9 protein-coding genes are annotated in these 12,860 nt (G+C 66.8%); 6 read left to right on the plus strand and 3 right to left on the minus strand.

Annotated features, from left to right (window positions below; genetic code table 11):
- Positions 1-16 precede the first annotated feature (16 nt).
- Complete coding sequence (locus tag ACEN9K_RS18385; RefSeq protein WP_495634812.1) at positions 17-1,438, minus strand: energy-coupling factor transporter transmembrane component T family protein; 1,422 nt, start codon at positions 1,436-1,438, stop codon at positions 17-19.
- A 409-nt stretch (positions 1,439-1,847) separates the two neighbouring features.
- Here ACEN9K_RS18385 and acs point away from each other — a divergent pair, with 409 nt between their 5' ends.
- Positions 1,848-3,869: an acetate--CoA ligase gene (acs, locus tag ACEN9K_RS18390; protein WP_018768966.1), complete on the plus strand. Its 2,022-nt coding sequence runs from the start codon at positions 1,848-1,850 to the stop codon at positions 3,867-3,869.
- A gap of 90 nt (positions 3,870-3,959) precedes the next feature.
- Positions 3,960-4,757, plus strand: coding sequence for a DeoR/GlpR family DNA-binding transcription regulator (locus ACEN9K_RS18395; RefSeq protein ID WP_018768967.1), 798 nt, complete (start codon positions 3,960-3,962; stop codon positions 4,755-4,757).
- Here the strand turns inward: ACEN9K_RS18395 and ACEN9K_RS18400 are convergent.
- Both ACEN9K_RS18400 and ACEN9K_RS18405 read right to left on the minus strand, forming a co-directional pair.
- Positions 4,754-5,776, minus strand: a complete 1,023-nt coding sequence (locus ACEN9K_RS18400; RefSeq protein WP_018768968.1) for a LacI family DNA-binding transcriptional regulator — start codon at positions 5,774-5,776, stop codon at positions 4,754-4,756. The two genes, ACEN9K_RS18395 and ACEN9K_RS18400, sit on opposite strands and share 4 nt — an antisense overlap.
- A 10-nt stretch (positions 5,777-5,786) precedes the next feature.
- Entirely contained in the window at positions 5,787-6,992 is a 1,206-nt protein-coding gene (locus tag ACEN9K_RS18405) for a Gfo/Idh/MocA family protein (protein ID WP_018768969.1), read from the minus strand.
- A 181-nt stretch (positions 6,993-7,173) separates the two neighbouring features.
- Between ACEN9K_RS18405 and ACEN9K_RS18410 the strand changes: the two genes are divergently transcribed.
- The 4 genes from ACEN9K_RS18410 to ACEN9K_RS18425 all read left to right on the plus strand — a co-directional run bounded on the left by ACEN9K_RS18410 (position 7,174) and on the right by ACEN9K_RS18425 (position 12,808).
- On the plus strand, positions 7,174-8,106 hold the full coding sequence (locus tag ACEN9K_RS18410; protein WP_018768970.1) for a carbohydrate ABC transporter permease: 933 nt from the start codon (positions 7,174-7,176) through the stop codon (positions 8,104-8,106).
- A gap of 10 nt (positions 8,107-8,116) precedes the next feature.
- Complete coding sequence (locus tag ACEN9K_RS18415; protein ID WP_018768971.1) at positions 8,117-9,040, plus strand: carbohydrate ABC transporter permease; 924 nt, start codon at positions 8,117-8,119, stop codon at positions 9,038-9,040.
- Between the two features lie 76 nt (positions 9,041-9,116).
- On the plus strand, positions 9,117-10,463 hold the full coding sequence (locus tag ACEN9K_RS18420; RefSeq protein ID WP_495634813.1) for an ABC transporter substrate-binding protein: 1,347 nt from the start codon (positions 9,117-9,119) through the stop codon (positions 10,461-10,463).
- 152 nt (positions 10,464-10,615) lie between these two features.
- The gene (locus ACEN9K_RS18425; RefSeq protein WP_056392573.1) at positions 10,616-12,808 is read left to right on the plus strand and encodes an alpha-galactosidase; all 2,193 of its coding nucleotides are present in this window, start codon (positions 10,616-10,618) and stop codon (positions 12,806-12,808) included.
- Positions 12,809-12,860 lie beyond the last annotated feature (52 nt).

Raw genomic sequence — 12,860 nt, forward strand, 5'->3', positions numbered from 1 at the left:
TGGCCCGGCCACGGCGTCAGCCGCGCTCGATGTTGCTGAGGTCGCGCAGGACGCCCAGCCGTCCGTCCGTGTGCTGGACCAGGAATTCGTGGCCCCGGTCCTCAAGCGCCAGTACCCAGCCGCCGGGCTCGATCACGAAGGCAGGCGCACCGGTGCGGGGGTCGTAGGCGGTGCGGTGCTGGGCGACGGCGAACCAGAAAGCCTCATGGATGGGCTGCCCGTCGGTCTCGTCATGGCGGGTGGACGGGTCCACTGTCGCGCCGATGGGCTGCTCGGAACGGACCTGCTGGTGGACAGCGGTGGCGGCCGGCGGCTCCCACGCTGCCTGCGGAGCGCCCGCGGCGGGGACGGCACCGTGCTGGGTCTCCTCGGCTGCCGGGGCCGGGGTTGAGTCAGGACGGACGACGTCGGCCGCCTGGGTGGGCGGGCCGGCGTCCTGATGCGGCGTGCCGGCATCCCGGTCAGCGGCTTCGGGGGCGGTTGATACAGGGGTGGATGATACAGGGCTGGTTGATACAGGGGCGGTTGGCGCCGCGGGGGTAGAGGCAGCCGGACCCGCGGCGGTGCCCGCAGCTGGAGCGCCGGCAGCTGCAGCGCCGGTCCCTGCAACGGCAGCCCCGGCATTGGCCACGGGGACGGCGGCAGTGGCGGGCGTGTGGGTGGAACGCGCCGGCGCAGGGTTGGGGCTGGAAGATCCCGGCTCGACGGCGGAGGAACCTGCACCGGCCCCACCGAACAGGGTGGCACCTTTGAAGCCGCCCTTTGACTGGTTGGAGCCGGACTCCGGCTTGGGGGCTTTGGGGGTGCGCGGCTTCCGCAGCGGGACCGCGGCCTCGCGGGCCACAATGTGCGCCGGCGTCTCTGGCCGGTCCTTGAAGTCACCGGAAAGGTACGGCAGGAACCGGCCCAGCACGGTGGCGGCGAAGAGGACGAGCGAGCCGATCAGGCCCACCAGCAGGCTGGTGACGTAGCCGCCTGCAACGGACAGGAAGAAGAAGGCCAGGGCGAAGGAGGCCACAACGGAGGCGAACTGGTCGATCGAGAGCGACCCCACGCGGATCCTTGTGGCGGGTGCCAGGCGGCGCGCCGCGAACAATGCGCTGGCGATCAGCGGCAGGACGATGCCCAGTCCCAGGAAGAACAGGTTGTTGAGGTTCCACAGGTTGTACCGGGCGCCGAAGAGGGGAAGCAGGGACGCGACAAAGAGGATCAGGGTGCCTGCGAAGACGGCCAGGTCGCGCACGGTGAACGGACCGAGGACCGCCTGGTTGGCGTTCGGGTCGATCTTCCCGGAGCCGGCCTTCTGCCCTGCAGCCTGCCCCTTGGCGGCGTTGCCGGCCGGTGTCGCGTGCGCGGATCCTCCCACGGCAGGCCCGGAGGCTCCTGGCCCTGCCTTGGTGTCCGGACCCGTTCGCTGGCCGTAACTCTGCTGGTTCATTCTGCTCTCCTTAGCGTGGCGGCACCGGGCCCGGTCCGGACCCGAAAACTGTGCCGTCTTGACATGCGGTCCGGGCCCGGCAAGGCGCTGTTTGCGCCCGGCCGGAGAGGTCCGAAGTGAAGTCACAATTCCATCTCAGCCTAGTCAACGGCCCGGCCGATCACTAGCTGGGGCAGGCCTCCGGCGGTGCCTGGCGAGTCATGAAGAGACCATTCACCGCATAAAAAATGCCGCTCATGGCCGCGTATGTGACGGGGCACACAGCGGATGCACCGTAAGCATTAGGCTTGGTTGCGGAACAGCTCTTTGCGGTATGCCCGCCCCCGGCTGGAGCCCAATGCCGTGCGATCGGCGGGCCATGCGGTGGCGGCGTCCCGCGCGGCAAAGATCGATGAATGATGAGGTTCACATGTCCCAGGACACTCCCAGCTCCACGGCTACCGTTCCGTCCGCTTCCGCCCAGCCGGCAGGACAGCAAGGCCACCAGGGCGACGCCTTCGCGAACCTGCTGCATGAGACGCGGGCCTTTCCACCCTCCCCGGAATTCGCGGCCGACGCCGTTGTCACCGCCGCCGAGTACGGGGAGGCGAACGCCGACCGGCCCGCGTTTTGGGCGAAGAAGGCCCGGGAGCTGCTGACGTGGTCCAAGGACTTCACACAAGCGCTGGACTGGTCTGATCCGCCGTTCGCCAAGTGGTTCGTTGGCGGCGAAATCAACGCGGCGTACAACGCGCTGGACCGGCATGTGGAGGCCGGCAACGGCGACCGCGTGGCCATCTACTTCGAGGGCGAGCCCGGCGACACCCGCACCTATACCTACGCCCAGCTGACCGAGGAAGTGAAGAAGGCGGCCAACGCTTTCGAGTCCCTGGGCGTTGCCAAGGGTGACCGGGTTGCGGTGTACCTGCCCATGATCCCGGAGGCCGTGATCACGCTGCTGGCATGCGCACGCATCGGCGCGGTCCACTCGGTGGTGTTCGGTGGATTCTCGGCGGAGGCCCTCCGGTCCCGGATCGACGACGCCGAAGCCAAGCTGGTGGTGACCGCCGACGGCACCTACCGCCGAGGCAAGCCGAGCCCCCTGAAGCCGGCCGTCGATGATGCCCTGGCCCACGATGGCCACACGGTCCAGAACGTGGTGGTGGTCAAGCGCAACGGCCAGGACGTGGACTGGCACGAGGGCCGGGACCACTGGTGGGCGGACACGGTGGGGACGGCCAGCGCAGAGCACACCGCAGTGGGCCACGATTCGGAGCACCCGCTCTACATCCTCTACACGTCCGGTACCACCGGGAAGCCCAAGGGCATCCTGCACACCACCGGCGGCTACCTCACCCAGACCGCCTACACCCACAGGGCGGTCTTTGACCTGCATCCGGAAACGGACGTGTACTGGTGCACGGCCGACGTCGGCTGGGTCACCGGCCACTCCTACGTCGCCTACGCCCCGCTCATCAACGGCGCCACGCAGGTCATGTACGAGGGCACGCCGGACTCCCCGCACCAGGGCCGCTGGTGGGAGATCGTGGAAAAGTACAAGGTCTCCATCCTGTACACCGCTCCCACCGCCATCCGCACCTTCATGAAGTGGGGCGCGGAGATCCCGGCGAAGTACGATCTTTCCTCCCTGCGGGTGCTGGGTTCGGTGGGCGAGCCCATCAACCCCGAGGCCTGGATGTGGTACCGCAAGGTAATCGGCGGCGACAAGGCGCCCATCGTGGACACCTGGTGGCAGACCGAAACCGGCGCACAGATGATCGCCCCGCTTCCCGGGGTCACCGCCACCAAGCCCGGCTCCGCCCAGGTGCCGCTGCCCGGTATCGCCGTGGATGTGGTGGATGAAATGGGCGAGTCCGTCCCCAACGGCCACGGCGGTTTCCTGGTGATCCGCGAACCCTGGCCGGCCATGCTGCGCGGCATCTGGGGCGACCCGCAGCGGTTCAAGGACACCTACTGGTCCCGCTTCGAAAACATGTACTTCGCCGGGGACGGCGCCAAGAAGGACGAAGACGGGGACATCTGGCTGCTGGGCCGCGTGGACGACGTCATGAACGTCTCCGGGCACCGGCTCTCCACCACAGAAATCGAATCCGCCCTGGTGAGCCACCCCGCCGTGGCGGAGGCCGCCGTCGTGGGCGCCACGGACGAAACCACCGGCCAGGCCGTGGTTGCGTTCGTGATCCTCCGCGGCGATGCCGTGAACCACGGCGACGCCACCGTACAGGAGCTGCGCAACCACGTGGGCAAGGAAATCGGGCCCATTGCCAAGCCCAAGAACATCCTGGTGGTGCCCGAACTGCCCAAGACCCGGTCCGGCAAGATCATGCGCCGGCTCCTCAAGGACGTGGCGGAAGGCCGCGACCCGGGCGACGCCACCACGCTGTCCGACCCCACGATCATGCAGCAGATCGCGGCCAGCCTCCGGAAGTAGCAATACGGCGACGGCGCTTCCCCAGCCGGGGAGGCGCCGTCGCCGTATGCTGGGAGCACCCTTGCCACCCGCGTTGAAGGATCCGCCTCCATGCTGCCTGCCGCCCGACACCAAGCAATCCTGGATGCCGTCCAGCGGGAGCGGGTGGTCCGGGTCTCGGACCTCGCCACCCAGCTTGGCGTCTCGTTGATGACGGTGAGGCGGGACATCGAGCTGCTCGAGGAGGGCGGCAAGCTGGAACGAATCCACGGCGGCGCCAAGCTGCCGGGGGATGCAAGCACGCATGAGCCCGGTTTCGAGCTGAAGTCCACGCAGTTGACCGCGGAGAAGCGCGCCATCGCCGTGGAGGCGGCCGCCCTGGTCCACGAGGGCATGGCGGTCGGCCTGGGTGCCGGCACCACCACGTGGGCATTGGCCAAGGAACTGGTTGGAGGGCCGCGGATCACGGTGGTCACCAACTCTGTCAGGATCGCGGACCTCTTCCACCACGCTGCCTCGTCCGGCTCGGCCCGTTACTCCTCCACCGTGATCCTGGTGGGCGGCGAGCGCACGCCCTCAGACGCCCTGGTGGGGCCCATCGCAACGGGCGCCCTCAAGCAACTGCACCTGGACGTGCTGTTCCTGGGCGTCCACGGGATGGATGCCGAGGCGGGCTTCACCACACCCAACCTGCTCGAAGCCGAAACCGACCGGGCCTTCATGGCAGCAGCGCGCAAGACAGTGGTGCTGGCCGACCACACCAAATGGGGAATGCTGGGCATCAGTTCCATCGCCGCCCTGGATGACGTGGATGAGGTCATCAGCGATTCCGGACTTGGCCCGGAGGCCCGGCGGGTCCTGCAGGAGCGGACCAGGCTGCGCCTGCCCGCCATGCAGTCGGCCGGCTAGGGGCAGCCGCAGGATTGGCGTACGTGCAGTTTGGTGGGAAAGATCCGGTGCCGCGGGTCCTCCCCCCGGCTGGCTCCAACGAGTGCCGCCACGGCAGCCTCCGCCATGGCCGCCACCGGCTGCTCAACGGTGGTCAGCGGCGGCCAGGAGTATTCAGAGTCGGCCGAGCCGTCAAAAGACGCCACGGCAATGTCGCCCGGAACAGACAGTCCCGCTTCATGGATGGCCCGCAGCAGTCCAATCCCCTGCATATCGGACGTGGCGAAGACGGCCGTTGGCCGGTTCACTGACGCCAGGAGGCGTTGCCCGGCCACGTACCCTCCGGGCCGGGTGAAGGCACTGTAGGCAATGGGCCCCTCGGGCAGACCAGCTTCCTGGAGCGCTTGCCGCCAACCTACTTCACGGCCGTCGGTCTCCCCGGAGACGTTGGTTCCCATGGCCAGGCCGATGTTGGTGTGGCCATGGCTGATCAGGTGTTCCACCGCGATCCTGGCTCCGGCCGCCAGGTCCACACCGATGCTGTTGAAGCCCGGGGCGTCACGTTCCTGGTTGAGCAGCACGGACGGGATGTCCGCCGTTTCCAGCGCCTCGAGATCGGGTTCGAAAAGGACGCTGGCCAGCAGGACGCCGTCCACCTGCCGGGCGGCGAGGTTCCGGATGTTGCGGCGTTCCTTGGCCAGGTTTCCGTCCGAGTTGCTCAACACCAGCGCGTACCCCAGGTCTGCGGCGGCATCCTCCACGGCGTGCGAAAACAGTGAGAAGAACGGGTTCGAGATGTCCGGGACGATAAGCCCCAGGGTCTCGCTTGAGCCGAGCTTCAGCGCCCGCGCGGCGGCGTTGGGCCGGTAGCCCAGGACGCGGATGGCGTCCTGGACCTTGGCTTCGGTTGCCGGCGCCACTTTCTTGGGTCCGCCATTGACCACGTAACTGACGACGGCGGTGCTGACGCCGGCATAGCGCGCCACATCCTTGCGGGTCACCGGGCCGCCGCGGGAGGCCTGCGCGGCCGGGGAAGTCATGCTGTCCATGCTAACCACTCATACCCGGCGCATCCCCAAAGTCACGGATGGGAAGCCGTACGCCGTTTTGCAGGGCGGACTGGTGGGCCACGATGCCCGGGAGGGTGAAGCGGGCGGCCACCCACGCATTCACGGGCGGCAGTGTGCCGTCATTGACCGCCGTGACGAAGTCGTCCACCAGGAAATGGTGGCTTCCCTCGTGCCCGTTCGGTGCGCCGCGGAACTCCTCAGGCAACCGTCCGGCGTCGTGGACGGGAGCGAGTCCCGACACGAATGCGTCCCGGAGTTCCGGGGCCACGTTGGCCAGTGAGGGATCGTCCAGGGACATGCTGGGCCGGGTTTCCATCTGCTCGGAGATGTCGTGGACATTCTGTTTGTCCTGCCAGACGGTGACCCTGGCGAGCTGTTCAAAGCTTGCCTCCGTGCCAAAAAACCGGAAGCGCGATTCGCGGATGTGGGACGGATAGCCCACGCGGCGCATCTCGTTGGTGCGCATCACGCCGCCGTCGTTCAGTTCAAAGAGCGCCGTGGCGTTGGAGAAGTCATTGCCGAACATGCTGACGTCCTTGTCGAATACCCCGTCATCCCGCTGGTCCTTGACGCCCACGCAGCTGACGCTGACGGCGTGCGCCGGGATGGCCCCCAGCACCCCGCCGATCGCATGGGTGGGGTAGAGCATTGGCGGGTAGCTTGCCGTCTCCTTCCACCGCTCGCCCCCGCTGTACTGGTAGGCGTCATAAAAGCCGAGGTCCATGTCGTGGACGTAGTCGCCTTCGGAGTAGAAGACCCGGCCAAACCTGCCGGCCGCCTGCTGTTCGCGGGCATACACGGTGGCGGGGTTGTAGTAGCTGGTCTCACCCATCATGTACACCTTGCCGGTGTCCCGGACGGCCTGGATGATGCGGGCGATCTCCTCTTCGGCAACCGCCATGGGCACGGCTGAGTAGACGTGCTTGCCGGCGCGGAGAGCACGCTCCACCAGGGGTCCGTGCGTCCAGCGCTGGGTGAAGACCGCCACGGCGTCGACGTCGGAGGCCAGAAGGGCGTCAAAGTCGGGCACGACGCCGGCAAGATCCAGCCTTCGGACCACGGATTCAGCCCGCTCCGGCAGCTCGTCCACAACATAGACCGCACTGACGCCGGGATGCAGGTTGAACAGGTGTGCGAACTGGCTGCCGAACTGGCCCGCGCCCACGATGCCGATGGAGAACGTCATTGTTGCCTTCCGATTGAAGTTTATCCGAGTGTTTCATCCGCATCTACTCGAGTCAATATCCAGTCACTGGCGTAATTGCCCTGGTTTTGAAACATTGAAATAAGCCCTTGCCGTCGAATATCTACTCGTGTAGATTTCTTTCCAGCCTGTTACTTCCATCACACTCAGGAAAGGGTCGACGATGACCACCCTTACCAGGAACGCCAGCCCGGCAGTGCACGCAGCGCACCGGCCGCTGAAGCGCCGGGGACAGAGCGACCTGAAGATCGCATTGTTCTTCATAGCCCCGGCGATGATCGGATTTATCGTTTTCTACCTGGTGCCCACCCTGCGGGGCATCTACCTCAGCTTCACCGAATACAGCATCCTCGGCGACCCGACGTGGATCGGTGCCGCCAACTATGAGGCCATCGCCAAGGACCCCCTGTTCTGGAATGCGCTGGCTGTCACCGGGCAGTACGTCCTAATCAACATCCTCCTCCAGACCACGCTCGCGCTGGGGCTTGCCCTGCTGATGCACCGGGTAGCCAAATCAACCGTGATCCGCGGCGCGCTTCTGCTGCCGTACCTGATGGCGAACGTGATCGCCGCCCTCCTCTGGTTCTGGCTCCTGGACTACCAGATCGGCATCGTCAACTACTTCATCGACGCCATCGGCCTGCCCAAGGTGGCATTCTTCGGCAGCGAGGAATGGGCCATCCCCACCCAGGCCCTCATCAACACCTGGCGGCACATGGGCTACACCGCCCTGCTGCTGTTCGCCGGCCTGCAGGCCATTCCCAGCCACGTCTACGAAGTGGCCAACCTGGACGGCGCCTCACCCTGGCAAACATTCCGCAAGATCACCATGCCGCTGCTGCGCCCGGTGCTCGCGCTGGTCCTGATCGTCACCGTCATCGGTTCCTTCCAGGTGTTCGACACCGTTGCCGTCACCACCCTGGGCGGACCCGTCAATGCCAGCCGGGTGCTGCAGTTCTACATCTACCAAAAGGCCTTCACGGAATCGGACTTCGGCTACGGCTCCGCCCTGGCGGTCATCCTCTTCGTCATCCTCGCCCTGGTGGCCTTCATCCAGATGAAGTTCCTCAAGGGCAACGAATCAGACCTGGATTAAGGACACTTCCATGACCACCGCAAAAGTCTCCGCACCCGCCCGGCCCGCCACCCGGCGTCGTCCGTTCAACTGGCGCCGCACCGCCGCCTGGTTCCTTGTGGCCATCGCCGTGGCTGTCTCGGTCCTCCCCTTCTACTGGATCCTCCGGACGGCACTGTCCACCAACGGGGCCCTGGCCGGCAACGCCACCAACCTGCTGCCCGCAGAATTCAGCCTGGGCGCATTCCAGCGCGTCTTCGGCCTGCAGTCCCCCGAAGAGGCAGTGGCCCAGGGCGGATCCGGCGCGCAAATCGACTTCTGGATCTACCTGCGCAACTCCGTGCTCTTTGCCTCCATCACCACCACCGGCGCAGTGTTCTTCAGCGCCATGGCCGCCTACGCCTTCGCCCGGCTGCGGTGGCGGGGACGGAACCTGGTCTTCAGCCTGTTCCTGGCCACCATGATGGTGCCGCCGATCTTCACCGCGCTGCCCAACTTCCTCCTGATCAAGAACCTGGGCCTGCTCAACACCATGGCGGGGCTGGTACTCCCCTACATCTTCATGACCCCGTTCGCCATTTTCTTCCTCCGGCAGTTCTTCCTGAACATGTCCCGCGAGGTGGAGGAAGCGGCAATGCTCGACGGCGCCAAGCACCTTCGGATCTTCTTCCAGATCATCCTGCCAAACGCCGCAGCCCCCATCGCCACCCTGGCCCTGCTCACCTTCATCGGCCAGTGGAACGAGTACTTCTGGCCGCTGCTGGTGGGCCAGGAGGAGTCCGTCCGCGTCCTCACGGTGGGCCTGGGCGTGTTCAAGTCCCAATCGCCGCAGGGAGCGCCGGACTGGTCCGGCCTCATGGCAGCCACGCTGGTCTCCGCCCTTCCCGTCCTGATCCTGTTCGCCGTCTTCGGCAAGAAAATCGTCAACTCCATCGGCTTCTCCGGCATCAAGTAATCACCCCTTCCCTCGAAATTCCCCCTCCCGGCGCGCGCCACGGCGGCCTGCCCGGAAGCACCCTGAAAGGACCCCCATGAACCTGAACAAGAAAGCACTCGGCTCCCTCGCAGCAGCCGCGGCAGCAGTCCTGGCCCTCTCCGCCTGCGGAGGCGGCGGCTCCGCGGAAGCCGGCAAGGGCGAGATCAACTACTGGCTCTGGGACGCCAACCAGCTCCCCGCCTACAAGCAGTGCGCCGACGACTTCCACAAGGCCAACCCGGACATCACCGTCAAGGTCACCCAGCGCGGCTGGGACGATTACTGGGGCACCCTGACCAACGGATTCGTGGCAGGCACCGCCCCGGACGTCTTCACCGACCACCTGGGCAAGTACCCCGAATTCATCAAGAACAAGCAGCTGCTCGCCCTGGACGACGCCGTCAAGAAGGACAACATCGACACCGGCATCTACAACTCCGGCCTGGCGGACCTCTGGGTGGGCCAGGACGGCAAGCGCTACGGACTTCCCAAGGACTGGGACACCATCGCGCTGTTCTACAACACCAAACTTGCCGCGGACGCCGGCGTCACCCCGGAGCAGATGGCCAACCTGACGTGGAATCCGAAGGACGGCGGTTCGTACGAAAAGACCATCGCCCACCTGACCGTGGACAAGAACGGCAAGCGCGGCGACGAGCCCGGCTTCGACAAGAACAACGTTGCCGTCTACGGGCTCGGCCTCAACGGCTCCGGTTCCGGCCAGGGCCAGACCGAATGGAGCTACCTGACCGGCACCACCGGCTGGACGCACACGGACAAGAACCCGTGGGGCAAGCACTTCAACTACGACGACCCCAAGTTCCAGGAAAGCATCGACTGGTTCGCCGGGCTGGTGGAGAAGGGCTACATGCCCAAGCTCGAAACCACGGTGGGCGCCAGCATGGCCGATACCTTCGCCGCCGGCAAGTCCGTCATCAACGCCAACGGCTCCTGGATGATCGGCCAGTACACCGGCTACAAGGACGTCAAGGTGGGCATCGCCCCCACCCCGGTGGGTGTCAACGGCAAGCGCGCCAGCATGTACAACGGCCTGGCGGACTCCATCTACGCCGGCACCAAGAAGCCCGAAGCCGCCATCAAGTGGGTCGAATACCTCGGCTCCGCCGCCTGCCAGGACGTGGTGGCTTCCAAGGCCGTCGTCTTCCCCGCCATCAAGACCTCCGCAGACAAGGCCGTGGAAGCCTTCAAGGCCAAGGGCGTGGACGTCACCCCCTTCAGCCAGCAGGTCAAGTACGGCACCACGTTCCTCTACCCGATCGCTGACAACGCCGCGAAGGTTGACGGCATCATGAAGCCGGCCATGGACTCCGTGGTCTCCGGCAAATCCAAGGCCAGCTCCCTGACGGCCGCCAACGACCAGGTCAACGCCCTCTTCAAGTAACCCCCGCACGTGGCTGCGTATGTGGTCGCAGCCACCCGGCCGGGTGCCGCCGTCCCCTCCTCGCGGCGGCGGCACCCGGCCTCCCCTTCCCGTGATTTTCCTTTTGCGCGTTCGTGACGACGCAATCCCTGAACACTGAAAGAGACTTCCCTATGGATCCCTTGCACCTCCGTTCCGCCGGCACCAGCCTGGTGATCAGCTTCGACAGCGGAGAGGCCGAAGTCATCCACTGGGGCGCCGAGCTGGGCGCAGACCTGCCGGACCTGGCCATCCTCACGGCTGCGGTGCCGCCCTCGTCGATCGACGTCCGCGTTCCCGCGGGCCTCCTCCCCCAGGCTTCCTCGGCCTGGCGCGGGCGCCCGGCCCTGCGTGGCCACAGGATCACGGACAGCGGCGCCGGCCGGGACTTCTCCTCCCGCCTCCGCGTCACCTCCGTCAGCACCGAAGGATCCTGCGCCACCATCGTGCAGGCCGACGGCGACACGGGCCTGAGCGTCGCCACGTCCCTTGCGCTTCATGCGGGCGGCCTGCTGGAACTGCGCCACACCATCACCAATGAGGGAACCACGCCTTTCCAGGTGGACGAGCTGGCGACCGTCCTGCCCGTGGCACCGGACGCCGTCGAACTCCTTGACCTGACCGGGCGCTGGTGCCGCGAGCGGCATCCCCAGCGCCGCCCCATCCAGCAGGGCACCTGGGTTCGCACCGGCCGGCACGGCCGCACCGGCCACGATTCCTCCCTGCTGTTCGCCGCCGGCACCAAGGGCTTCGGCAACCGGCACGGCAGGGTGTGGGCCACCCACCTGGCCTGGAGCGGCAACCATGAACAGTTCGCCGACACCATCGGCGACGGCCGGACCATGATCGGCGGTTCCGAGCTGCTGGGTCCCGCCGAAGTCATCCTTGAACCAGGTGCCCGCTACACCACCCCCGCTTTGTTCGCCGCCTACTCCGACCACGGCCTGGACGGCATTACCGAAGCGTTCTACAGCTGGTTCCGCTCCCGTCCCCACCATGTCCTGCCCGCCGCGTCCACCGGCCTGCCCGCCGGCAAGCCGCGGCCCGTCGTCCTCAACGTCTGGGAGGCCGTCTACTTCAACCACAACCTGGACATCCTGACCGAACTGGCGGAATCGGCCGCCGACCTCGGCGTGGAGCGCTTCGTGCTCGACGACGGCTGGTTCCGCGGCCGCCGGGACGACCATGCAGGCCTGGGCGACTGGTACGTGGACGAAACCCTGTGGCCCAACGGCCTGGCCCCCCTCATCGACGCCGTCACCTCCCGCGGCATGGAGTTTGGGCTGTGGGTTGAACCGGAGATGGTCAACCTTGACTCGGACATCGCGCGCGCCCACCCTGACTGGATCGTGGGCCCGTCGGCGAAGGCACACAAGGACGGCGGCCGGCTGCCCCTGGAGTGGCGCAACCAGCACGTCATCGACCTGGTGAACCCGGACGCGTGGCAGTACATCTACGACCGGATCGACGGGCTCCTGTCCGGCAACAACATCAGCTACCTGAAGTGGGACCAGAACCGCGACCTCGTGGAACACGGCCACGCCGGCGCCCCTTCCGTCCACGCGCAGACCCTCGCCGCGTACCGGTTGTTCGACGAGCTCCGCAAGGCACACCCCGGCGTGGAGATTGAAAGCTGCTCCTCCGGCGGCGCGCGCGTGGACCTGGGCATCCTGGAGCGGACCGACCGGATCTGGGCCTCGGACTGCAACGATGCGCTGGAACGGCAGACCATCCAACGCTGGACCGGCGCGGTGGTCCCGCCCGAGCTGGTGGGCAGCCACATCGGCCCCACCACGTCGCACACCACCGCCCGCACGCACGACCTGTCCTTCCGGGCCATCACCGCCCTGTTCGGCCACTTTGGCATGGAATGGGACGTCCGGAGCGTCCAGGGCAAGGAGCGCGACGAACTTCGGCGCATCGTGGGCCTGTACAAGGAACACCGGGACCTGATCCACAGCGGCCGCCGGGTCCACGCGGACGTCGCCGATGATGCCTTCCTGCTGCACGGCGTGGTGGCGGACGGGTCCATCGCGGACAGCACGACGGCGGCCCTGTTCGCCGTTGTGGGCACGCGCACCTCTGCCGCGGAGCAGCCCGGACGCATGGGCCTCCCCGGCCTGGAGCCGGAGCGGAATTACCGGATTGAGGTCCTCGCCCCCGTCCAGGAGGACGCCGACTACGCGCACACCTTCACCCAGGCGCAACCGCCGGCGTGGCTTGCCGGTGGAGCCGTTGCCAACGGCCGTTTCCTCGCGGAGGTAGGGCTGCCGATGCCGGTGCTGAACCCCGAGCATGCCCTGCTGCTGAAGGCGACGGCCCTCTAAACAGCCATCGGACCCCCTGCCCGCCGCGCATCCGGACGTAAGAATGCGCGGC

Source organism: Pseudarthrobacter sp. Pseusp20, assembly GCF_059492155.1.